Genomic DNA, 19,850 nt, shown 5'->3' with positions numbered 1-19,850 from the left:
CCGCCAGTTCGAAGAACTGCTGGCGCGTCTGGGGTGATGCCCTTTCCGGCGAAATCCGGTTGTTGGCGTAAAATATAAAAAAGGCCGTGTTCCAGGGAATACCCGGGACACGGCCTGTTTTTTTGGGGTCTTTGTCAGAGCAGGTTCAGTGGCGTGGCCCGGCCAGCTCATCCACTTCGCCCATGATCTGCGACAGCACGCTGTTGTTGGGGTCGGTCTTGTGCTGACGGCGGCTGGGCAGCTTGCCGCCCGACAGCAACTGCTCGAGCGCGACGCGGCCACGGGCGACGCGGCTCTTGATCGTGCCCACGGCGCAGCCGCAGATCTCGGCCGCTTCCTCATAGGCGAATCCGCCCGCGCCGACCAGGATCAGCGCTTCGCGCTGCGGTTGCGGTTGCGGCAGGTGCTGCAGGGCGCGCTGCATATCACCAAGCTCGACATGGCGATCCTGGCTGGCGGGTGCGGCAAGCAGCTTGGAGGCGGTGATCTCGTCCCACTCGCCCTTAAAGCGGGCACGCCGCATCTGGCTGAGGAACAGGTTACGAAGGATGATGAAGGTCCACGCCCGCATGTTGGTGCCGGCCTGGAACCGCTTGCGGGCGGCCCATGCCTTGAGCAGGGTTTCCTGGACCAGATCGTCGGCCAAATCGCGGCTTCCGGACAGCGACCGTCCGAACGCGCGAAGATGCGGAATGACCTGGGCCAGCTGCGTCTTGAATTCCGGATCTGACAGCGGAACGGGCTCGGCCCGGGCCGCTTCCGCCGGTTGATTATCCAGATCGTCGTTCACGTAAGCCCGCCCGCCTTCACTGTTGCTCTCGGCGCGTATCGCGCCCGCCATCGCGCACTCCAACTCAGCCCGCGACGAAATAGATGATTGCAAAGGCGATAATGACAAGGGTCAGTCCGCCAAACAGGGCAACCCGAGCGACGCCCGGAGTGGTCCCGGCACGCGCTTCGGTTCCGGTCAGATGATCCGGATGATTGGGATCCATGAGTAAGTGCACTCCCCGAAAGTATTTGGAGCGCCAACGCAACGATGGGAACCAAGGTTCCCGGTCCGTCGAGAGGACTCAGCCTGCCGGTACGGTCGCCGCATCGAAGAACAGCGCCTGGGCAATCGCCGCCTTCACCGTCGCCCGCTGGAAGGGCTTGGTAATCAGGAACGTCGGCTCGGGCCGGGTGCCGGTGAGGAGGCGTTCCGGGAAGGCAGTGATGAAGATGACCGGAACCGCAAACTCGGCAAGGATATCGCGAACCGCGTCGATGCCGCTGGAATCGTCGGCCAATTGAATGTCGGCAAGGACCAGGCCCGGCGGGTGGGCACGAGCCTGCGCCACCGCTTCGTCGCGGGTCACCGCAACGCCGGTGACGCTGTGTCCAAGGTCACGGACGATGGTTTCAATGTCCATCGCGATGATCGGCTCGTCCTCGATGATCAGGACGTCGGCAAGCGTCTGGCGCTCGATCTCGCCGAGCGCTTCCTGGACGAGATTGTCGATCTCGTTGGGCTCGGCCCCGATCAGGTAGCCGGCGTCGGCGGCGGAAAAGCCCTCGAGCGCGGTCAGCAGCAGCGCCTGGCGCGACAGCGGCGTGATCCGGCTGAGACGGGCCTGCGCGATCGCCTCGGGATTGCCGAGGCCATTATCGCCGTCGGACCCTTCCTCGATGTTGGCGGTCGACCAGATGGCGTGGAAGGTCTTGTACAGCCCGAGGCGCGGCTCGACCTCCCGCGGGAAGCTTTCGGGAGCAGCGACAATGGCTTCAAGGGTGGCACGGACAAAGGCGTCGCCATGGGTCTGGCTGCCCGTCAGGGCGCGGGCGTAGCGCCGCAAAAATGGCAGATGCGGCGCGAGTTCCTGGCCTAGCGACATGGGTATCTCGTTGCTCCTGTGTTCAGATCTAGCGCCCCTATTGGGAGCCGGCCGGCGAAACTGCAAGCCTAGGCCCGGCGCAGCGGAACCGCCACCGGGACACTTCGTTTTTCCTTGTTCAGCGGTCGGAACAAAGAAGCGGGCATTTGGTTTCGTGTGCGAGCAGCCCCCGGTTGACGGGTCGGCTGCCCGACTCATAGGGGGCTAGACGCTACGCCCGTTCACAAGGACAGGAACTTGCGCGAAGCTACGCTGCGGCGGGAGGGGATCGAAGGATTGAGTGCGAATAGCAACGAGTCCCATCCACAGGACGACAAGACGAAGAGCACAAAGGGCGCGAAGCGTCGCAACCCCGCTGCCGACGATGTCGGCAAGGCGCTGCGCAGTGCGTATGATGAAGCTCTGCGCGAAGACGTTCCCGATGATTTCCTCAACCTTCTTGGCAAGCTGAGCTGAGCGGGGCCTACCTCGTTCAGGCGACTGCTTGATGACATCCCTGAAAAACTGGTTCCGGCAGCTTCCCACCGCCGGAAGGCTGCTGCTTTTCATGAGCGCGGCCCTGTTTCCGCTGGGGCTGGTGCTGGTTGCTGCGGCAAGCAGCGGGATCAACCAGGCCAATACCGCACTTTCCTCACGCGCAAGGGACCAGGGTCAGCTGGCGGTGCGCGCCATCGACGGCCTGATCGCCCGCAACCTGCTTGCACTCCGGATCGCAGCCAATGGCGAGCTCGGCGCGGAGGGGGATCCCTGCGACCGGGTCAGGCGCGCGCTCGACGCGGCCCCCAACGCGCCCGAGAATTTCCTGCTGTCTGACCCGCTCGGAACCCGCATCTGCTGGCGCGGCAGGCCCGACGACGGCGGCCGCCCGACGGTGCTGGTGGCGCCGCAGGAAGTCCGCATGTGGCTCGTCCCCGAACGCGGCCGGCTGTTCTACAAGGTCGGGATCGTCGGTGGTTCGGTGACCGGCTCGATCGATCGGGAGCAGTTCCGCACGGCGCTCAGCGCTGCCCGGGCCGGGACCTCCGGGCTTACGCTGGTCGCCGCAGGCGGCGGCGAGCTCCAGATCAGCGACGAGGGCGAGCGGAGCGGCAACCTTGGTCCGGACATGACGATCACGAGCTTCCGGCAGCCGATCGCGAACGGGCAGATCGACGTCGCGGTGGATGTTCCGAGCGAGCATATCGCGTCGGTCGACCGGTTGCTGATCCTGCTTCCACTGTTGATGTGGATCGTTGCCGCCCTGCTCAGCTGGCTGGTGGTCCGCACCTTCCTGCTGTCGCCGCTGCGCAAGATCAGCCAGTCGATCGCTGCCCACGAGCCGGGATCGGGCCCGCTGCAGCTGCCCGCGCGGCTCGGATCCGCGATCGAGATCCGCGAGCTCGGCGCCTCCTTCACCCGCGCGGTGGAACGGATCGAGCAGAGCGAAAAGGACATGGGCGAGGCGCTGGAGGGCCAGCGCAAGCTGGTCCGCGAAGTGCATCACCGCGTGAAGAACAACCTCCAGGTGGTCGCGTCGCTGCTCAACATCCATCGCCGCAGCGCCAAGTCGGACGATGCGCAGAACGCTTATTCCTCAATCGGGCGGCGGGTCGACGCACTTGCCGTGGTGCACCGCAACCATTTCGCCGAGCTGGAGGAAAATCGCGGGATCGCGCTTCGTCCGCTGATCAGCGAACTGGCCTCCAACCTGCGCGGCAGCGCGCCCGACAGCGCCCGCCGGCTCGACATCAACCTCGATCTCGAAAGCCTCAACACCACGCAGGACGTGGCGGTCGCGACGGCGTTCCTCACCACCGAGATCGTCGAACATGCGATGCTGACGCGCCCCGACGCGCCGGTCACGCTGACCCTGCACCGGATCAGCGACAGCAGCGCGCGCTTCACCCTCGCCACCGGTGCCCTGGCGAGCGACATCGCCAGCCAAGCCGAGCACCAGCAATTCGAACGGATCATCGCCGGACTGGCCAAGCAGCTCCGCTCGGTGCTGGAGCGGACCGAAGGGCACTACAGCGTCGATCTCCCGGTCTTCGCGCCTCGCCCGCAGGTCTAAACCGCCGCGGCGGGGAGCGCCCCGCCGAGGCCAATCCATGGCCGTCAAAAAAATTTACATCGGCTCGGAACCCCTCGCCGACATCACCGTTTTTATCTTCGGATAGCGACCTTTTGCCCCCCCGCTCTCGTTATCCGCTTACACGGGCCCGAAGTCGTCAACCCTCCCCCCCCCGGTGACGATTTCGGGCCCGCTTTGCGTCCGGGGCAGTTCCTTCACGAAATCCTGGCTTTGCACGACGCGCGGTCCATTGCCTCGCGGAGATCCCTCGTCGACCGGGCGATTACTCGCCGGGTGAAGCGGATTGCGGCTCCCGCCGGCTCGCCCGCCAATGGGTCAAGCGGATGGCGATGATCGAGCTTTCGTAGAGCATCCACAACGGGATCGCGAGCATCAGCTGGCTGATCGCGTCGGGTGGGGTGAGAACCGCCGAGAGCGCGAACGCACCCACGATGGCGTAGCGGCGCTTGGCCGCCAGCTGGGCCGCAGTGACCAGTCCTGCCCGTTCCAGAAGCATGAGCAGGATCGGCAGGAGGAAGGCGACCCCGAAGCCGAACAGGAAGCGGGTCACGAAGGACAGGTAATTGCCGACCCCCGGCAACGCTTCCTGGCTGACCCCGCCGATGTCGCCCTGGAACCCGAGCAGGAAATGCAGCGCCCACGGCATAGCGAGATAATAGGCAAAGGCAGCCCCGCCGCCGAAGAAGACCGGGGTCAGGAGCAGGAACGGCAGGACCGCCCTCTTCTCCTTGGCGTAGAGGCCGGGCGCGACGAACCGCCAGCCTTGCGTCGCGATCACCGGGAAGCAGATCATTAGCGCCGCGAACAGACCGACCTTCACCTGCACCCAGAAGGCTTCGAACACGTCGGTGTAAATCACCCGCGTCTCGCCGGCGTCCTTGAGCGGCTGGATCAGGACCGCGAAGATCGGGCGGGCAAAGGCGTAGCAGGCGAAGAACGCCACCACGAGCACGGCGATGCAGATGAGCAGCCGCTTCCGCAGCTCGACCAGATGGTCGAATAAGGGCGCCTTACTCTCGTCGAGGTCGTTCACGGCAGCTCGCGCCGCTGGTGCTCGGGCTCGGGCAACGGAAGCCCGGGCTCGTCTGGCGCGAGACTGGGCGCGGGGGGCGTGCGCTCCTCCTCAACGGCAGGCGAAGGCTCCGGGGCGGGCGAAGGCTCCGGAGCGGGCAAGGGGCTGCTCACCGCCTCGGCGGCTCCGGGATACGGGGCTGCCACCGGGTGATCGCGCATGATGCGTTCATTTTCCTCGCGCCAGCGCTTTTCCATTTCCTCCAGCTCCGCTTCGCGCATCATGTTCTCGATGCCGGCGGTGAAATGGCGCGCATGGGCGCGGGCCCGGCCGACCCAGCGGCCGACCTGCCGCATCGCGCCCGGCAGCTCCTTGGGTCCGATGAACACAAGCGCTGCAAGCGCGATGATCAACAGCTCCGTCGAATCGACGCCGAACATGCGGCGGCGGGATCAGCGCGGAATGGTGTCGGAGGGCGGTGGCGGCGGCGGCGCGACAGGATCGGCCACGCGCGGGTTGGGCGTCACGTCGATGGGGCGCTCGACCGAACCCAGGCGGCGCTGCTCCTCGGCCTTGCGACGCTGTTCGTCTTCATCATCGGCCATGCCGTGCTTGAAGCTCTTCAGGCCCTTGGCGACATCGCCCATCATCGACGAGAAACGGTTGCCGCCGAACAGGAGCAGGATGACCACGCCGAGGATGAGCCAGTGAATGAGGCTGAAACCGCCCATGAGAACCAAAACTCCCTAATGTGAGAGGCTATCTAGTCCTCTTCATCGCCGCTTTCTAGTTGCAGTCCCGGTATAACGCTCTGCGGGGCCTCCAGGAGCCCGGCGGCGCGCAAATCGTCGATTCCCGGCAGGTCGCGGCGGCTCGTCAGCCCGAAATGGGACAGGAACTCTGCCGTGGTGGCGTAAAGCAGCGGTCGCCCCGGGCCGTCGCGGCGCCCGGCCGGCCGCACCCACCCCGCTTCCATCAGCACATCCAGCGTGCCCTTGGACGTCTGGACCCCGCGGATCGCCTCGATCTCGGCCCGGCTGACGGGCTCGTGATAGGCGATAATGCTGAGCGTCTCGGTCGCGGCGCGGCCCAGCTTGCGCGGCTCCTCGCGCGTCCGGCGCAGGAGGTGGGCGAGGTCGGGCGCGGTTTCGAAGTGCCAGCGCCCGCCCCGCTCGACCAGGCGGATGCCGCGATCGGCATAGAGCGCCTGGATGGCGGCAAGCGCGGCACCGACGTCGCCGTCGCCGGCATGGGCGACGATGTCCTGGACCCGAAGCGGTTCGGCAGCGGCGAACAGCACCGCTTCCACCGCCCGGTCGTAGCGGTCGCCGCTCATCGCTGTGCCCGCCGCAGTTCGAGGGGGGCGAATGGCTGGGCCTGGCGAAGCTCCACCCGGCCCTGCCGCGCCAGCTCGAGCGCGGCGACGAAGGACGAGGCGAGCGCCGACCGGGCCCGCTCCGGATCGGCGGTCGGTTCGAGGAACAGCTCCAGCACCGTCCAGTCGATCGCGCTTCCGATCAGCGACGACACCCGCTCGATCGCCTCCTCCAGCGTCACCACCGCCCGGCGCGCGACGACGTGCATTACCGGCGCGGAGCGGGCGCGGACCTGTCCGTAAGCCGCGGCAAGTTCGAACAGCGACACCTGCCAGCGCGACTTGCGGATCTGGCGCAATCCTTCGGGCTGGCCGCGAGTGAAGACGTCGCGTCCCAGGCGGTCGCGTCCCATCAGGCGCGCCCCGGCCTCGCGCATCGCGTCGAGCCGCTGCAGACGTAGCTGGAGCAAGGCGGCCAGTTCCTCGGGGCTCGGGTCCTGGGTCGGATCCTTGGGCAGCAGCAGGCAGGATTTGAGGTAGGCGAGCCAGGCCGCCATCACCAGGTAATCGGCAGCGACCTCGAGGCGCAGTGCGCGGGCATTCTCCAGGAAGTCGAGATATTGCTCGACCAGGGTCAGGATCGAGATCTCGTGCAGGTCGACCTTCTGGGCCCGGGCGAGGTTGAGCAGCAGGTCGAGCGGCCCCTCCCACGCGCCGAGGCTGAGCTGAAGAGTGTCGTCCGGCGTATCCTCGAGCAGGCTCATGCCGCCGGATCAGGCGAGCGCCAGAAGCTCGTCACGAACCGCCACGGCCCCGGCGAAATCGGGTCCGTCGGAAGCGCCCAGCATGGCCCCGGCCATCGCCCGGGCAAGCCGCCCCTCGGCCTCGCCGTCCATTGCCCCGACGTGCGCGGCGACATCCAGCATTTCCGCGAAGTCGCCACTGCAATGAAGCGTCAGGTCGCAGCCGGCCGCAAGCGCCGCGGCCGACCGCTCGCCGGCCGAGCCGTTCAAGGCCTCCATCCCGATGTCGTCGGTCATCAGCAGGCCCGAGAAGCCGATCCGCTTGCGGATGATTTCCTCGATGATGAAAGGCGACTGGCTGGACGGCAATTCGCGGTCCCAGGCTTCGAACAGGATGTGCGCGACCATGCCCATCGGCGCCTCGCGCAAGGCCTCGAAGGGTTCGAGGTCGCTGTCGAGTTCTTCGGCGGAGGCCGTGACGCGGGGCAATTCCTTGTGACTGTCGACCGTGGCGCGGCCATGGCCCGGCATGTGTTTGACCACGCCGACCACGCCCGCTGACGCCATGCCGTCGAGGACCGCGCGGCCGATCGCCGCCACCTGCATCGGCTCGGTGCCGTAGGCGCGGTCACCGACCACCTTGTCCGCGTCGGGCTGGCGGACGTCGAGGTTGGGGACGCAGTTGACGTTGATTCCATGCGCCGAGAGCATCAGGCCGATTGCCCGGGCATTCATCCGCGCCGCCTCGATCGCCGACGAGGGCGCGGCCTGGTAAAGCTTCTCGAACGCGCCGCCCGCCGGTAGCGAAGGCCAGGCAGGGGGCTTCATCCGCATCACCCGCCCGCCTTCCTGGTCGATCAGGATCGGCAGGTCGGCCCGGCCGTGGAGGTCCCGCAAGGAAGCGGTCAGCGCCTTCAATTGCTCGGGGTCGCCGCAGTTGCGCGCGAACAGGATGTAGCCGGCCGGATCGACGTCGCGGAAAAAGGCCTGCTCGTCGGCGGTGAGGGTAAGGCCGGACAGGCCGTAGATTGCTGCCTGCATGGCTCAGCGCACCACGAAGCAGGCATCGCCCGCCGCCTTGAGCAGCTGGCACGCCGACCGCGCTTCGGCGGGGCTGGCGAAACCGGCCCGGAGCCGCTGTCCCGACTGATAGGGAATGACGATCTTGCCGGCACCGGCGATCACCGGGAAGCGGCCGGACAGCGTCTTCCATGCCGCTTCGGCCTCGGCTGCGGAGCCGTAGAAGCCGAGCTGGACCTGGTTGGCGGCACCGGCCGGCGGCGGCGGCGCAGGCGTGGCCGGCTGGGCCTCCTCGGCGGCCGGCGCAGGCTCGGCCTTCTGCGGACGGGCGATCGCTTCCTCCGGAACGGCGTCGAGGTCGAGCTGGCCGTCGACCTTCTCGCCCGCGCCGGTCGCAAATGCGGTCTCGCTGTCGCCGGCGACGTCGATCCCGCCGGGATCGTCGGGCTTGATCTTGGCCGGGCCCGGCTCGGCCCTGATCAGCTCGGGCGCGCCGGTGCCTTCGTCGGCATTGCTGCGGCCGATCCAGTAGAGGGTTCCGGCAACCAGCGCCGCGGCCAGCAGCACGACCAGGATCGCAGCGCCCATCTTGCGCGCGGAAAGCGCAGGCGGCTCGTCCTCGTCCTCGACCGGTTCAAGCCACGGCAGCGGCTCGCCAGTCATCCCGCCCCTAGTCGCCATTCAATATACCACCACGCATGAGTGACCCGCCCGCTCGAGCTGCTGGCATATGACAACCGACTGCGCTTGCGAAGAGGTACCGAGCTGAAGCCGGTACATTCGCGTCGGGCGCCCGCCGCCGAGCCCGCGGACGTCCACCGTATTCACCATCTTGGGCTTGCTGATGAGGTAAGGGTAGCGGCGCGTGATCCGCTGCCAGTTGGCCTCGGCCTGCGCGCGGGTCGGAAAGGCCCCGAGCTGGACCACCCGCCCGCCATAAGGCCGCGGATTATAAGCGACGACGGGCGTCGGGCCGGGTGCCGGCAGCGTGTCGGTGGCGTCATCGGCGGGGAAGATCGAGCGTCCCACCGGGCCGTCCGACCCCTCGACATCGCTCGCCACCGTCGCTGCGGAGCGGCGCTCGGCGGGCCTGCCGGCCGGACGCCGGGTAACGGTCGCGGTGGATGACGGCCGGGGGGCTTCCACCGCTTGCCCTTCCGGCTCGGCCGGGACCGGCCCGGCGCCCGGATCCGCGGGGGGTGCCTGCGTGATGGGAATGGGGATGGACTGCTCGGCGGGAAGCTGCGGCGGGGCGGCTTCCTTGCCGGTGCTGAGCCACCAGGCACCCGCCCCAACGGCCGCGACGACCAGCGCCAGCAGAAGATACCACGGCCACATCATTCCGGCCGGCTTCTTCTTTGCAGGCATTGCCGAACCCGCCGCGGCAGGCTCGTCGTTCAGCCAGGGCAGACGCTCGGACGTGGCCGCCATGATCTCAGCGCATCTCCTCGGCTGCCTCGACGCCCATCAGGGCCAGACCGTTCCCGATCACCTGCGCGATCGCGCTCGCAAGCGCCAGCCGGGCCGCGCTGAGCCGAGGCTCGCCGTCGATCAGGAAGCGCCGCGAGGGATCGTCATTGCCGCGGTTCCACAAGGCGTGGAAGGCGGCGGCGAGGTCGTACAGGAAGAAGGCGATGCGGTGCGGCTCATGCGCCAGCGCCGCCGCCTCGACCACCCGCGGATAGTGGCTTGCATGGCGAACCAGGGCGAGCTCTTCGGCATCGAGCAGGTCGAGGTCGGCATCGCCGGCCTGCAGGCCGGCCTCGGCCGCCTTGCGCTTGAGGCTGCAGATCCGGGCGTGGGCATATTGGACGTAGAAGACCGGATTGTCCTTCGACGCCTCCACCACCCTGGCGAAGTCGAAGTCGAGCATCGTGTCGGGGCGCTTGGTCAGCATGATGAAGCGGACCACGTCCTTGCCGACCTCGCGCACGACGTCGGCGAGCGTGACGAAATTGCCCGCCCGCTTGCTCATCTTCACCGGCTCGCCGGCGCGGAGCAACTGGACCATCTGCACGATCTTGACGTCGAGCACCTCGCGCCCGGCAAGCGCGGCGACCGCGGCCTGGGTCCGCTTGACCGTGCCCGAATGGTCGGCGCCCCAGATGTTGATCAGCTCGTCCGAGCGCTCCAGCTTCTGGAGGTGATAGGCGGTATCGACGCCGAAATAGGTCCAGCTGCCGTCCGATTTCTTCATCGGGCGGTCCTGGTCGTCGCCGAAATTGGTCGACCGGAACAGGGTCAGCTCGACCGGTTCCCAATCCTCGGGCGCCTTACCCTTGGGCGCTTCGAGGATGCCCTCATAGGCAAGCCCCTTGGCTTCGAGGGCCGCAAGCGCGCGGTCGGCGGCGCCGGAAGCGACCACGTCTGCTTCCGAGGAGAAAAGGTCGTGCCGGACGCCGAGCAGCGACAGGTCGTGCCGGATCAGGTCCAGCATCGCCGCCACCGTCTTTTCGCGGAACACGGGCAGCCACTCGGCTTCCGGGGCGGCCACCATGCGGTCGCCATATTCGGCGGCGAGCAGCGCTCCGACCGGCTTCAGATAGTCGCCGGGATACAGGCCTTCCGGGATCTCGCCGATGTCCTCGCCCAGCGCCTCGCGGTAGCGCAGGTGCGCCGAGCGCGCGAGCGTGTCGACCTGGCTGCCGGCGTCATTGACGTAATATTCCTTGGTGACCGCAAAGCCGGCGGCGGCAAGCAGGGTGGCAAGAGCGTCGCCGACCACCGCCCCGCGGCAATGCCCCATGTGCATCGGGCCGGTCGGGTTGGCCGAGACATATTCGACGTTGACGCGGCGTCCGTTGCCGATGTCGCTGAGCCCGTAGCGTGCGCCTTCCGACGCGATCCGGCGCAGTTCGTCGCGCCATACCCCGTCGTCGAGGCGAAGGTTGATGAAGCCGGGGCCAGCGATCTGCACCTCGGCCACGCCGGCAATGACCTGAAGCTCGGGCACCAGCAGCCCGGCAAGGGCGCGCGGATTGGTCCCGGCGGGCTTGGCCAGCACCATCGCGGCATTGGTCGACAGGTCGCCATGGCTCGCATCACGTGGCGGCTCGACCGTGATGTTGCCGCGCGGCAGTTCGGGCGGCAGCGCCCCGCTTGCGGAGAGCTCGTCGAGGATGCGGTTCACGTGCGCGGTAAAGGTGGCAAACAGGCTCAAGGCTTTGGCAATCGCTCGAAGTTTGTGTCAGGAAGGGACATGCCCTTACGCCAGTCTGCCGGCAACAGTCACCCCCCGTTCAGCCGCTGTGCCAGAGGGACCCGCCCATGCGACGCGTGAACCCGCTCAGTACCAGGCTGATGCTTTTCCTCGCCCTGGTCTTCGCCGCGGCCCAGCCCGCCGCGGCCCAGTCGATCCTCCGCGACAGCGAAACCGAGAAGCTGTTCAACGACATGTCCAGGCCGCTGATCGAGGCGGCGAAGCTCGACCCCAAGAACGTCAAGATCGTCCTCATCAACGATCCCGAGATCAACGCCTTCGTCGCCGGCGGGCAGATCGTCTATGTCCACACCGGGCTGATTACCTCGGCCGACAATGCCAACCAGGTGCAGGGCGTCATTGCGCACGAACTTGGTCACGTCGTCGGCGGGCACGTCATCCGCTCGGGGGAGGGCGCCAAGCAGGCGACCGGGATCTCGATCCTCAGCCTGGTGCTCGGGGGCCTCGCCATGGCCGCCGGCGCGGGCGAGGCGGCGATGGGAGCGATGGCGATCGGCCAGCAGGTGGCGATGGGCCAGTTCCTCGCCTTCACCCGCGCGCAGGAAACCAGCGCCGACCTTGCCGGCGCTTCCTACCTCGCCAAGGCCGGGGTGTCGGGCCAGGGCTCGATCCAGTTCTTCAAGAAGCTGCAGAACCAGGAATATCGCCTCGCCGTCTATGCCACCGACAGCTACAACCGGACCCACCCGCTGTCGTCCGAGCGCGTCGCGTCGCTGAGCGAATTGTACCAGAAGGACCCGGCCTGGAACCGCCCCACCGACCCCGCGCTCGAAGCCCGCTTCCAGCGCGTGCGGGCCAAGCTGATCGGCTTCATCAGCGACAAGCAGGGCGTGCTTCGGACCTATCCGACCAGCGATACCAGCGTTCCGGCGCACTACGCCCGCGCCTATGCCTATCACCGGATGGGCGACCGCGATGCCGCCCTGCGCGAGGCCGACGCGTTGCTCGCCACCGCGCCGCAGGACCCCTTCTACCTCGAGCTCAAGGGCCAGATCCTGCTTGAAAGCGGAAAGCCGATGGAAGCGCTGGCGCCGCTTCGCACCGCCGTCGCCAAGGCGCCCGACCAGCCGATGATCCAGGCGATGCTCGGCCATGCGCTGCTGGCGACCGAGAAGAACGACAATCTGCCCGAGGCGGAGAAAGTGCTTCGCGCCTCGATCGGCCGCGACAACGAACAGCCGTTCGCCTGGTACCAGCTGGGCGTCATCTACGACCGCAAGGGCGACCAGCCGCGCGCCTCGCTGGCGACTGCCGAGCGCTATAGCCTGGAGGGCGAGCCCAAGCTTGCACTGGCCAGCGCCGAACGCGCGCTCAAGGGCATTCCCCAGGGCACGCCCGATTTCCTTCGTGCCCAGGATATCGCCATGGTAAGCCGCACCGAGGTCGAAAAGGACCGCAAGGGGCGGGGAAAGTAATCACGTGAGCGAAGCCAAGGGAATGAGCGGCCTGGGCGCCTTGCTGGCCGGCGCGGCGGGCGGTGCCCTAGCCACGGTGGCGCTGGCGTTTGCGGCGTTCCAGGCCGGATGGGCCGACCGCCTGGTCCGCGACAGCCTGGTCAGCAACCCGACCGTCCTGGTCGCAACCGCCGACGCGCTGCGCGACAGCCAATATGCCCCGGTGCTGGCGGCCAACCGCGCCGCGCTGGAAACGCCCTTCGGAAGCAGCTGGCAGGGCGCCGACGCCAAGACGGCCGACGTCACCCTGGTCGAATTCTACGATTATGCCTGCGGCTACTGCAAGGCGTCGCTGCCGGTCATCGCCCGGCTGGTGAAGGAAGATCCCAAGCTGCGGGTGGTCTACCGCGAATTCCCCATCCTCGGCCCCGACAGCGAAGCGGCCGCGCGGATGGCGCTGGGGGCCAGCAAGTCGGGCCGCTTCATGGCGTTCCACGACGCGCTTTACGCCGCCGGCCGGCCGAGCGAGGCGTCGCTGACCAAGGCCGCGACCGATGCGGGCGTTCCGGCGGCCGTTCCCAACTCGCCTGAATTCGACACCGAACTGCGCAAGAACTTCCAGCTTGCCCAGCAACTGGGAGCGACCGGCACTCCCCTGTTCATCGTCGGCGACAAGGTGATGAATGGCGCGGTCGGCTATGACGCGCTGAAAAAGGCGATCGCCGACGCCCGGGCGAAGGGTTGAGGCGAGTGCCGCGTCCGGGGCCCGCCCGGTGAACATCGACGACCTGCTGCAGCGGATTTTTGGGACGAGCGATCTCGGCACGCTGACGCCCGCCGCGCTGGAAGCCGGGATCGAGCGGTTGCAGGTCGACCTCGGACTTGCGAGCGACCGCGACCAGCGCTTCGCCCTGTGGTCGCTGCTCTACACGCTGGGCAGCGCACCCGACCTCGACGTCGCCTTCCCCGACCCCGCCGACCGCGACGCGGCCCGCAACCTCATGGACCTGATCGCCGCTTCCGGCGGGGAGTGACCCCGGAGCAATTGCGAGCGCTCAGCGCGGCGGCTTGCAGGGCTTGCCTTCATACTGGAAACGGATCGTCCGATATTCGGTACCGTTCCACCGTTGCACGGGGAAGCAGAAGCCTTGCCCGCCGATCTCGAGGTCGGGCCAACCGTTGGCACCCCTGGTCTTGAGCACGCGGGCGATGCCCGCGCTGCTGAGGATCCGGGTCCAGCTTGCACCGGCACCCTTGCTGACCAGCGAAAAGCCGACCTCGTCGCCGCCGTAGCAGAAGCTGCTGCCTTCGGTGATGATCGCTTCGGGGCGTCCGTCACCGTTGAGGTCCTGGACCAGTTCGATCTTCCCCGGTTCGTAGACGCTGCCCTGGGGCGCATCGCAGGAGCGCCACTGGCCGCCGACCTGCCGGAAGCCCGCCGCACGAAAGGCGGCCGCCCTGTCGGCGCTGGACAATTGAGCCTGCGCCCAGGCCGGGGTGGCAAGGACGGCCGACGCAACGATCGCGACAAACAGACGCATATCAGCTTCTCCTGCTGTCCGGAGTGATCCGGCGATCATGATGCCGTTCGGTCGGGGATACAATGACGGGCCGTGGCCATTCGCTTGCGTGCAACGAGCCTTGAGGCGGTCATGTGACGGTGCTTAAATCCCACTATGGGACGTTAACGAACTTAAGTAATACCGCGGCGCTTGACGCAGTTTAACAATAGATTAAGCCCAGCCGCCTGGCGCCAGTCGAGCGTTTGTAGCGGGGGGATTACCAAGATGGGCAAGTTTACCTGGGTCGCGGCCGCGGCTCTGATGGCTTCTGCCGCGCCGGCAATGGCTGTGGACACCGTTCTCAACAATAACGGGACCCAGCTTGGCTCCGCGCTGACCGGCACCGGCATCACGGTAAACAGTTCGTCGCTAACCACCAATACCCAGAACGGTACGTTCACGAACGGCACGGCCGGCGTTGGCATCAGTCAGGGCGTCGTCCTGACAACCGGCTCGCTCGGCTGCGTTGGAAGCGCCAACACGACCTCGCAATGTTCGGGTGACGGCGATAGCAGCAACCTCACCCTGAATTTCACCACGACGTCCGACAGCCTGTTCTTCAATTACGTGTTCGCGTCCGAAGAATATAACGAGTTCGTCGGGACGAACTTCAACGACTTCTTCCAGCTTCTGCTGAATGGTCCGGGCTTCAACAACGTCAACCTGGCGCAGGTCCCCGGCGGCGGCGGCGCGGTCACGATCAACAACGTGAACCTGGGCAGCAATGCCGGCTTCTTCCGGAACAACGAAGGCGGCGCGCTGCCGGTCGGCTACGATGGCCTGACGACCGTCCTCACCGCCTCGGCCCTCGGGCTCACGGCCGGCGCCAACTATTCGCTGAGCTTCATCATCCAGGACGTCGGTGACAGCTCCTACGACTCGGCCGTGTTCATTGGCGGTGGTTCGGTCGGAACCGTGCAGACCCCGATCGGCGCGGTGCCCGAGCCTTCGACCTGGGCGATGATGCTGCTCGGTTTCGGTGCGATCGGTGCCAGCATGCGCCGCCGCCGTTCGGTCAACGCGGTTGCGCGACTGGCCTGAACGACCAACGAGACGTTCGAACAGGAAAAGGGCGCCCGCGATGCGGGTGCCCTTTTTCATGTGCCCGGCGTCAGATCGCTGCGGCGTGGCCGCCCCCCGTCCGAATTCCACTGGAAGCGGTCGCTTACAGTGATGCGGCGACCGGCCGGGGCACGCGCTTGCCCTTGCGGCGGCTGGTGAGGTGGTGGGCGCGGCAGCGGTCGCAGGGGTAGGGACGAAGGTCGAGCCCGGCGGCGAGCGCGGCGGCGCGGGCGTCGGCTTCGGACGGATAGGCGCACTTGGCCCGGCAGATGCTGAGCCGGGTGCGTTTCACGCGGACGTGGCGGCTTGCCGGGCGAGCCACTGATCGCGCGACTGGCCCCAGGCATGGACGTTATACTTGTCGAGCGGCGGCGGAAGCGCGCACGGCCCCAGGTCGGTCGATCCCAGCCGCTCGGCGAGCGCGATCGAAGGGGCGTTGTCGACGTCGATGACGTGGATGACCTCGCTCCACCCGAGATTATCGAAGGCCCAGTCGATCGCCGCGGTGGCGCCCTCGGCGGCATAGCCCCGCCCCCACGCCGACTTGAGCAGGCTCCACCCGACCTCGGTGCCTGGCCATCCCTCGGGTTGCCACGGGCCGAGGCGGCCGATCCACCGGCCGGTCGACTTTTCGACCACCGAGAACATGCCAAACCCCTTGAGCGACCACGATCCGGCAAACGCCGCCATGCTGCGCCAGGCACCGGCCCGCTTCATCACCCCGCCGATGAAGCGCGCGCTGTCGGGATCACCCATCAGCTCGGCCCAGCCGTCGAGGTCGGCTTCCTGTATCCCGCGCAGGATCAGGCGTTCGGTCTCGATGGTGGGTGGCGACATGGGCAGGCTCCTCCGCCCGGCAAATGCGCCGGAGGTCGCAGCCCGGTCAACGGGGGATGAGCGGCCGGACGGCACCGCGTCGCGCGGAAAGACGGCCTAGAGCAGGCCCAGCCGGCGGAAGCTGGCGCAATCGTCGCCGGCAAACACGAGGTGGTCGAGCAGGGTCAGGTCGATCGCTTCGGCAGCGATGGCCAACGCCCTGGTGGCGACCTTGTCTGAGCGCGAGGGAGTGACCCGTCCGCTGGGATGGTTGTGGGCCAGGATGATGCCCGCGCTGTCGAGGCGGATCGCGTCGCCGATGATCGCCCGCACCGGGATGTCGACCGCGTCCGCGTTGCCGTCGTAGCTGGCGAGATGGATGCATCGCGCCTCGTCATCGAGGTGGGCGACCCACAGACTTTCGGTGGTGGAGCGGGCGAAGCAGGGAGCGAAGAACGACCGGCTCGCCTCGACCCCATTGAGTGCAACAGGAGTTTCGGCACGCTGAAGCATGACACAGGGCTATGCCGCCCGACGCGCGGCAGCCAGCGCAAGCGTGTCCGCTTTGGAGGTGTGGCGGGGAAGCCTGATCCGTTTCGGACGAACCTCGGGCGGGCGCGGGGGGACTACGCAGGCGCGCGCGACCGCGCTACCGTTGCCGCATGCAGGCTTATCACGATCTCATGGCGCAGGTGCTGGAGCACGGCGTTCCCCAGGCCGACCGCACCGGCACCGGCACCCTGTCGCTGTTCGGCGCCCAGATGCGCTTCGACCTGGCCGACGGGTTCCCGCTGGTGACGACCAAGAAACTGCACCTGCGCTCGATCATCGTCGAACTGCTGTGGTTCCTGAACGGCGACACCAACGTGCGCTGGCTGCAGGAGCGCAAGGTCAGCATCTGGGACGAATGGGCCGATGAGGCGGGCGATCTTGGACCCGTCTACGGCAAGCAGTGGCGCGACTGGGAAGCGGCGGACGGGCGGCATATCGACCAGATCCGCGAGCTGGTCGACCTGATCCGCAAGGACCCGGTGAGCCGGCGGCAGATCGTCACCGCCTGGAACCCGGGCGAGATCGCGCGGATGGCGCTGGCGCCGTGCCATTGCCTGTTCCAGACCCAGGTCGCGGCCGGGCGGCTGAACCTCCAGCTTTATCAGCGCAGCGCCGACCTGTTCCTCGGCGTGCCGTTCAACATCGCCAGCTATGCGCTGCTCACCCACATGCTCGCCCGCGAATGCGGGCTGGAGCCGGGCGTGTTCGTATGGACCGGCGGCGACGTGCATCTTTATTCCAACCACCTCGACCAGGCCCGGCTGCAACTGGGCCGCGAGGTCAGGCCCCTGCCCCGGCTTCGGATCAAGGACCGGGGACAGGACCTGTTCAGCTACGATCTGGAAGATTTCGAGGTGGTCGGATACGATCCGCATCCGCACATTTCCGCCCCGGTCGCGGTCTGAACCCAGGCATCGGTTTTCCTTCCCGCCCGCTGATTCTAGGACGCCACGATAGCTAGCACTCCCCATCAGGCGCTCCACGCCAACCCCGCGGTCGCCTTCCTCGACTGGCCGTCAGAGACGGCGCGGCAGATCGCCGAGGCCGATTGGGGCGCGGCCGGGTTCCGCTCGCCTGCCGAATGGCCGGCCGGGCTCAAGGGCATGGTCGGCATGATGATCCGCTCGCCCGCCGCGATGGTGCTGCTGTGGGGCGAGCAGGGGCTTATGATCTACAACGACGCCTATGCGGTGCTGACGCAGGGCGTGAACAAGATGGCGCTGCCGGTCGCCGAGGCCTGGCCCGAGATCGCGGACTGGAACGCCGACATGCTGCGCAAGGTGCGTGGCGGGCATGTCGAGACCTTCCGCAACCAGCGCATGGTGCTCCACCGCCACGGGCGCCAGGACGTCATCTATTTCGACCTCGCTTACTCACCCGCGCTCGACGACGACGGCGCGATCGGCGGCATGATGGTGGTGGTGAACGAAACCACGCAGGAAGTGCTGCAGGACGAGATCCGCACCGCCGAGGAAATGCGGCAGCGCGCGATGCTCGACCAGATGCCGGGCTTCGCTGCGGTCCTGACCGGGCCGAGCCATGTCTTCGCCTACGTCAATGATGCCTATCGCGAGATCGGCGGGGAGCGCGACTATGTCGGCCGACCGGTGCGGGAGGTGTTCCCCGAACTCGAAGCCCAGGGCTTCTTCACCGTCCTCGACCAGGTTTATGCGACCGGCCAGCGCTATGTCGCGGCGCGCAGCGAGCTGCAGCTGTCGCACAACGAGGACACGAGCTTCATCGAGCTGCTGTTCGAGCCGATCCGCGACGATTCCGGCGCGGTCATCGGCATCTTCGTCGGCGGCTACGATTCGACCACGGTCCACCGCGCGGTTGCCAGCCTAGCCGAGCGCGAGGCCTTCCTCAGCGAAGTGCTGCGCAGCTCCACCGACTGCATCAAGGTGCTCGATCTCGACGGCAACCTGACCTTCATGAGCGAAGGCGGACAGAAGGTGATGGAGATCGACGACTTCGCCGCGGTCGCCGAATGCCCCTGGCCTTCGTTCTGGGAAGGCGAAGGCAACAACCTTGCCAAGGACGCGATCGAAGCGGCGCGCGCCGGCCGGCCCGCCAAGTTCATCGCCGAGGCCAACACCTTCAAGGGCACGCCCAAATGGTGGGACGTGTCGGTTGCGCCGATCCTCGACCCGGACGGCAAGCCGGCCAGGATCCTGTCGGTGTCACGCGACACGACCGAGCTTGTGCAGGCGCAGGAACGGCAGCGGCTGCTCAACGCCGAGCTTGGCCATCGCCTCAAAAACGTCCTCACCATGGTGCAGGCGATCGCCAGCCAGACCTTCCGCCGCGCAAGCAGCGTCGACGAGGCGGCCGAAGCCTTTGCAGCGCGGCTGACCGCGTTCGGCAAGGCGACCGACGTGCTGACCGCCACCGCATGGGATGAAGCCTCGCTCAAGGACATCGTCGCTTCGGGCCTGAGCGCCGCGGAAGGGTTCAAGGACCGGATCGAGATCGTCGGCGGCGATGTGGTGGTGCCGGGGTCGGCCGGCCTCGCCCTGACGCTCGCGCTCCACGAACTGGCGACCAACGCCTGCAAATATGGCGCGCTCAGCAACGAGCATGGCAAGGTCCTTATCCAGTGGCACGAGGACGGCGACGACCATTCATCGAAACGCTTTCGTTTCGATTGGAAAGAAGTCGGCGGTCCGCTGGTTAGCGCCCCTCAGAAACGAGGCTTCGGGTCACGGATGATCGAGCGTTCACTCCAGTCCTATTTCGACGGCAGCACGGTCCTGCGGTTCGATCCGGCCGGGGTCGAATTCGCGATCGACGCGGACATGTCCGCCCTGTCGCCCCCGCGCTCAGGGTGAGGCGATGACTGGTCCGGCCAGCCGCAAGTCCATCCTCGTTGTCGAGGACGAGCCCTTCGTGCGCGACGATCTCGTCGATTTCTTCGAGGATCGCGGCTTCATCGTGTACGGCGCGGGCGACGCCGACGAGGCGATCCGCATCCTCGACCAGCAACAGAGCATCTTCGCGGTGCTGACCGATATCGAGATGCCCGGCTCGATGGATGGCCTGCGCCTTGCCCATTACGTGCGCGAACGGCATCCGCCGACCGTGTTGCTGGTCGCGTCGGGCGTGGTCCGGCCCGAACCCGCCGACCTGCCGACCAACGCCCACTTCTTCGCCAAGCCGTTCAACCCGCGAGTCTTGCTCCAGCAGCTTCGCCAGTCCTGAAGCCGGGACGC

At 67.2% G+C, this 19,850-nt stretch carries 25 protein-coding genes; 9 read left to right on the top strand and 16 right to left on the bottom strand.

Features of this window, described 5'->3' with window-relative positions:
- Nucleotides 1-145: 145 nt before the first annotated feature.
- The 3 genes from GGQ97_RS05875 to GGQ97_RS05865 form a co-directional block, all read right to left on the bottom strand.
- The gene (locus GGQ97_RS05875; protein WP_168068074.1) at nt 146-841 is read right to left on the bottom strand and encodes a sigma-70 family RNA polymerase sigma factor; all 696 of its coding nucleotides are present in this window, start codon (nt 839-841) and stop codon (nt 146-148) included.
- 13 nt (nt 842-854) lie between these two features.
- Nucleotides 855-995: a hypothetical protein gene (locus GGQ97_RS05870; RefSeq protein WP_168068073.1), complete on the bottom strand. Its 141-nt coding sequence runs from the start codon at nt 993-995 to the stop codon at nt 855-857.
- A gap of 78 nt (nt 996-1,073) precedes the next feature.
- Entirely contained in the window at nt 1,074-1,874 is an 801-nt protein-coding gene (locus GGQ97_RS05865) for a response regulator (protein ID WP_168068072.1), read from the bottom strand.
- Between the two features lie 237 nt (nt 1,875-2,111).
- Between GGQ97_RS05865 and GGQ97_RS05860 the strand changes: the two genes are divergently transcribed.
- Both GGQ97_RS05860 and GGQ97_RS05855 read left to right on the top strand, forming a co-directional pair.
- The gene (locus GGQ97_RS05860; protein WP_245197898.1) at nt 2,112-2,330 is read left to right on the top strand and encodes a NepR family anti-sigma factor; all 219 of its coding nucleotides are present in this window, start codon (nt 2,112-2,114) and stop codon (nt 2,328-2,330) included.
- 31 nt (nt 2,331-2,361) lie between these two features.
- A complete protein-coding gene (locus tag GGQ97_RS05855; RefSeq protein ID WP_168068071.1) occupies nt 2,362-3,924 on the top strand; it encodes a sensor histidine kinase in 1,563 nt (520 codons plus the stop codon).
- A 283-nt stretch (nt 3,925-4,207) separates the two neighbouring features.
- On the opposite strand, the gene tatC is transcribed toward GGQ97_RS05855, so the two are convergent.
- From tatC to argS, 9 genes are read right to left on the bottom strand one after another with little or no spacing between them, the layout of a single operon-like run.
- Nucleotides 4,208-4,978, bottom strand: a complete 771-nt coding sequence (gene tatC, locus GGQ97_RS05850) for a twin-arginine translocase subunit TatC (RefSeq protein ID WP_168068070.1) — start codon at nt 4,976-4,978, stop codon at nt 4,208-4,210.
- On the bottom strand, nt 4,975-5,397 hold the full coding sequence (locus GGQ97_RS14320) for a Sec-independent protein translocase subunit TatA/TatB (protein ID WP_245197897.1): 423 nt from the start codon (nt 5,395-5,397) through the stop codon (nt 4,975-4,977). Before GGQ97_RS14320 ends, tatC begins: the two co-directional genes overlap by 4 nt.
- Before the next feature lie 12 nt (nt 5,398-5,409).
- A complete protein-coding gene (locus tag GGQ97_RS05840; protein WP_168068069.1) occupies nt 5,410-5,688 on the bottom strand; it encodes a twin-arginine translocase TatA/TatE family subunit in 279 nt (92 codons plus the stop codon).
- A gap of 32 nt (nt 5,689-5,720) precedes the next feature.
- The gene (gene scpB, locus GGQ97_RS05835) at nt 5,721-6,293 is read right to left on the bottom strand and encodes an SMC-Scp complex subunit ScpB (protein WP_168068068.1); all 573 of its coding nucleotides are present in this window, start codon (nt 6,291-6,293) and stop codon (nt 5,721-5,723) included.
- Nucleotides 6,290-7,036: a segregation and condensation protein A gene (locus tag GGQ97_RS05830; protein WP_168068067.1), complete on the bottom strand. Its 747-nt coding sequence runs from the start codon at nt 7,034-7,036 to the stop codon at nt 6,290-6,292. The genes scpB and GGQ97_RS05830 overlap by 4 nt, the downstream gene beginning before the upstream one ends.
- Nucleotides 7,037-7,045: 9 nt before the next feature.
- Nucleotides 7,046-8,056, bottom strand: a complete 1,011-nt coding sequence (gene nagZ / locus GGQ97_RS05825; RefSeq protein ID WP_168068066.1) for a beta-N-acetylhexosaminidase — start codon at nt 8,054-8,056, stop codon at nt 7,046-7,048.
- A gap of 3 nt (nt 8,057-8,059) precedes the next feature.
- The gene (locus GGQ97_RS05820) at nt 8,060-8,698 is read right to left on the bottom strand and encodes an SPOR domain-containing protein (RefSeq protein ID WP_168068065.1); all 639 of its coding nucleotides are present in this window, start codon (nt 8,696-8,698) and stop codon (nt 8,060-8,062) included.
- An 18-nt stretch (nt 8,699-8,716) separates the two neighbouring features.
- Nucleotides 8,717-9,466, bottom strand: coding sequence for an SPOR domain-containing protein (locus tag GGQ97_RS05815; RefSeq protein ID WP_168068064.1), 750 nt, complete (start codon nt 9,464-9,466; stop codon nt 8,717-8,719).
- A 4-nt stretch (nt 9,467-9,470) separates the two neighbouring features.
- Complete coding sequence (gene argS / locus GGQ97_RS05810) at nt 9,471-11,195, bottom strand: arginine--tRNA ligase (RefSeq protein ID WP_168068063.1); 1,725 nt, start codon at nt 11,193-11,195, stop codon at nt 9,471-9,473.
- A 107-nt stretch (nt 11,196-11,302) separates the two neighbouring features.
- Here argS and GGQ97_RS05805 point away from each other — a divergent pair, with 107 nt between their 5' ends.
- Genes GGQ97_RS05805 through GGQ97_RS05795 form a run of 3 tightly spaced genes read left to right on the top strand, consistent with a single transcriptional unit; the run spans nt 11,303 to nt 13,683 of the window.
- Nucleotides 11,303-12,670 carry a M48 family metalloprotease gene (locus GGQ97_RS05805; RefSeq protein WP_168068062.1) on the top strand — a complete coding sequence of 456 codons (1,368 nt, stop codon included), beginning with the start codon at nt 11,303-11,305 and terminating at the stop codon, nt 12,668-12,670.
- A 4-nt stretch (nt 12,671-12,674) separates the two neighbouring features.
- Nucleotides 12,675-13,394: a DsbA family protein gene (locus tag GGQ97_RS05800; RefSeq protein ID WP_342448458.1), complete on the top strand. Its 720-nt coding sequence runs from the start codon at nt 12,675-12,677 to the stop codon at nt 13,392-13,394.
- Between the two features lie 28 nt (nt 13,395-13,422).
- Complete coding sequence (locus GGQ97_RS05795) at nt 13,423-13,683, top strand: hypothetical protein (protein ID WP_168068061.1); 261 nt, start codon at nt 13,423-13,425, stop codon at nt 13,681-13,683.
- 21 nt (nt 13,684-13,704) lie between these two features.
- On the opposite strand, the gene GGQ97_RS05790 is transcribed toward GGQ97_RS05795, so the two are convergent.
- Nucleotides 13,705-14,190 (bottom strand): hypothetical protein, encoded by a 486-nt coding sequence (locus GGQ97_RS05790; protein ID WP_168068060.1) that lies wholly within the window; start codon nt 14,188-14,190, stop codon nt 13,705-13,707.
- Nucleotides 14,191-14,436: 246 nt separating this feature from the next.
- Between GGQ97_RS05790 and GGQ97_RS14315 the strand changes: the two genes are divergently transcribed.
- The gene (locus tag GGQ97_RS14315) at nt 14,437-15,252 is read left to right on the top strand and encodes a choice-of-anchor L family PEP-CTERM protein (RefSeq protein WP_168068059.1); all 816 of its coding nucleotides are present in this window, start codon (nt 14,437-14,439) and stop codon (nt 15,250-15,252) included.
- A gap of 124 nt (nt 15,253-15,376) precedes the next feature.
- On the opposite strand, the gene GGQ97_RS05780 is transcribed toward GGQ97_RS14315, so the two are convergent.
- From GGQ97_RS05780 to GGQ97_RS05770, 3 genes are all read right to left on the bottom strand, one after another.
- Nucleotides 15,377-15,565: a hypothetical protein gene (locus GGQ97_RS05780; protein ID WP_168068058.1), complete on the bottom strand. Its 189-nt coding sequence runs from the start codon at nt 15,563-15,565 to the stop codon at nt 15,377-15,379.
- A complete protein-coding gene (locus GGQ97_RS05775; RefSeq protein WP_168068057.1) occupies nt 15,562-16,110 on the bottom strand; it encodes a GNAT family N-acetyltransferase in 549 nt (182 codons plus the stop codon). Before GGQ97_RS05775 ends, GGQ97_RS05780 begins: the two co-directional genes overlap by 4 nt.
- Nucleotides 16,111-16,206: 96 nt before the next feature.
- Entirely contained in the window at nt 16,207-16,602 is a 396-nt protein-coding gene (locus tag GGQ97_RS05770) for a JAB domain-containing protein (RefSeq protein WP_168068056.1), read from the bottom strand.
- Nucleotides 16,603-16,751: 149 nt separating this feature from the next.
- Here GGQ97_RS05770 and GGQ97_RS05765 point away from each other — a divergent pair, with 149 nt between their 5' ends.
- From GGQ97_RS05765 to GGQ97_RS05755, 3 genes are all read left to right on the top strand, one after another.
- Entirely contained in the window at nt 16,752-17,546 is a 795-nt protein-coding gene (locus GGQ97_RS05765; RefSeq protein WP_168068055.1) for a thymidylate synthase, read from the top strand.
- Between the two features lie 207 nt (nt 17,547-17,753).
- On the top strand, nt 17,754-19,469 hold the full coding sequence (locus tag GGQ97_RS05760; RefSeq protein WP_168068054.1) for a sensor histidine kinase: 1,716 nt from the start codon (nt 17,754-17,756) through the stop codon (nt 19,467-19,469).
- A 4-nt stretch (nt 19,470-19,473) separates the two neighbouring features.
- Nucleotides 19,474-19,839: a response regulator gene (locus GGQ97_RS05755; protein ID WP_168068053.1), complete on the top strand. Its 366-nt coding sequence runs from the start codon at nt 19,474-19,476 to the stop codon at nt 19,837-19,839.
- Nucleotides 19,840-19,850 lie beyond the last annotated feature (11 nt).

The sequence above is a fragment of the Sphingomonas kaistensis genome, from assembly GCF_011927725.1.
GTDB classification, from domain to species: Bacteria; Pseudomonadota; Alphaproteobacteria; order Sphingomonadales; family Sphingomonadaceae; genus Sphingomicrobium; species Sphingomicrobium kaistense.
Note: the sequence above shows the minus strand (reverse complement) of the source record. Positions and strands in the feature narration are given on the sequence as shown.

What these genes read in the sequence shown, in the direction of transcription:
- GGQ97_RS05875 (WP_168068074.1), bottom strand. Translation starts at nt 841, where the DNA reads ATGGCGGGCGCGATACGCGCCGAGAGCAACAGTGAAGGCGGGCGGGCT.
- GGQ97_RS05870 (WP_168068073.1), bottom strand. Translation starts at nt 995, where the DNA reads ATGGATCCCAATCATCCGGATCATCTGACCGGAACCGAAGCGCGTGCC.
- GGQ97_RS05865 (WP_168068072.1), bottom strand. Translation starts at nt 1,874, where the DNA reads ATGTCGCTAGGCCAGGAACTCGCGCCGCATCTGCCATTTTTGCGGCGC.
- GGQ97_RS05855 (WP_168068071.1), top strand. Translation starts at nt 2,362, where the DNA reads ATGACATCCCTGAAAAACTGGTTCCGGCAGCTTCCCACCGCCGGAAGG.
- GGQ97_RS14320 (WP_245197897.1), bottom strand. Translation starts at nt 5,397, where the DNA reads ATGTTCGGCGTCGATTCGACGGAGCTGTTGATCATCGCGCTTGCAGCG.
- GGQ97_RS05840 (WP_168068069.1), bottom strand. Translation starts at nt 5,688, where the DNA reads ATGGGCGGTTTCAGCCTCATTCACTGGCTCATCCTCGGCGTGGTCATC.
- scpB (WP_168068068.1), bottom strand. Translation starts at nt 6,293, where the DNA reads ATGAGCGGCGACCGCTACGACCGGGCGGTGGAAGCGGTGCTGTTCGCC.
- GGQ97_RS05830 (WP_168068067.1), bottom strand. Translation starts at nt 7,036, where the DNA reads ATGAGCCTGCTCGAGGATACGCCGGACGACACTCTTCAGCTCAGCCTC.
- nagZ (WP_168068066.1), bottom strand. Translation starts at nt 8,056, where the DNA reads ATGCAGGCAGCAATCTACGGCCTGTCCGGCCTTACCCTCACCGCCGAC.
- GGQ97_RS05820 (WP_168068065.1), bottom strand. Translation starts at nt 8,698, where the DNA reads ATGACTGGCGAGCCGCTGCCGTGGCTTGAACCGGTCGAGGACGAGGAC.
- GGQ97_RS05815 (WP_168068064.1), bottom strand. Translation starts at nt 9,466, where the DNA reads ATGGCGGCCACGTCCGAGCGTCTGCCCTGGCTGAACGACGAGCCTGCC.
- GGQ97_RS05805 (WP_168068062.1), top strand. Translation starts at nt 11,303, where the DNA reads ATGCGACGCGTGAACCCGCTCAGTACCAGGCTGATGCTTTTCCTCGCC.
- GGQ97_RS05790 (WP_168068060.1), bottom strand. Translation starts at nt 14,190, where the DNA reads ATGCGTCTGTTTGTCGCGATCGTTGCGTCGGCCGTCCTTGCCACCCCG.
- GGQ97_RS14315 (WP_168068059.1), top strand. Translation starts at nt 14,437, where the DNA reads ATGGGCAAGTTTACCTGGGTCGCGGCCGCGGCTCTGATGGCTTCTGCC.
- GGQ97_RS05775 (WP_168068057.1), bottom strand. Translation starts at nt 16,110, where the DNA reads ATGTCGCCACCCACCATCGAGACCGAACGCCTGATCCTGCGCGGGATA.
- GGQ97_RS05770 (WP_168068056.1), bottom strand. Translation starts at nt 16,602, where the DNA reads ATGCTTCAGCGTGCCGAAACTCCTGTTGCACTCAATGGGGTCGAGGCG.
- GGQ97_RS05765 (WP_168068055.1), top strand. Translation starts at nt 16,752, where the DNA reads ATGCAGGCTTATCACGATCTCATGGCGCAGGTGCTGGAGCACGGCGTT.
- GGQ97_RS05760 (WP_168068054.1), top strand. Translation starts at nt 17,754, where the DNA reads ATGATGATCCGCTCGCCCGCCGCGATGGTGCTGCTGTGGGGCGAGCAG.
- GGQ97_RS05755 (WP_168068053.1), top strand. Translation starts at nt 19,474, where the DNA reads ATGACTGGTCCGGCCAGCCGCAAGTCCATCCTCGTTGTCGAGGACGAG.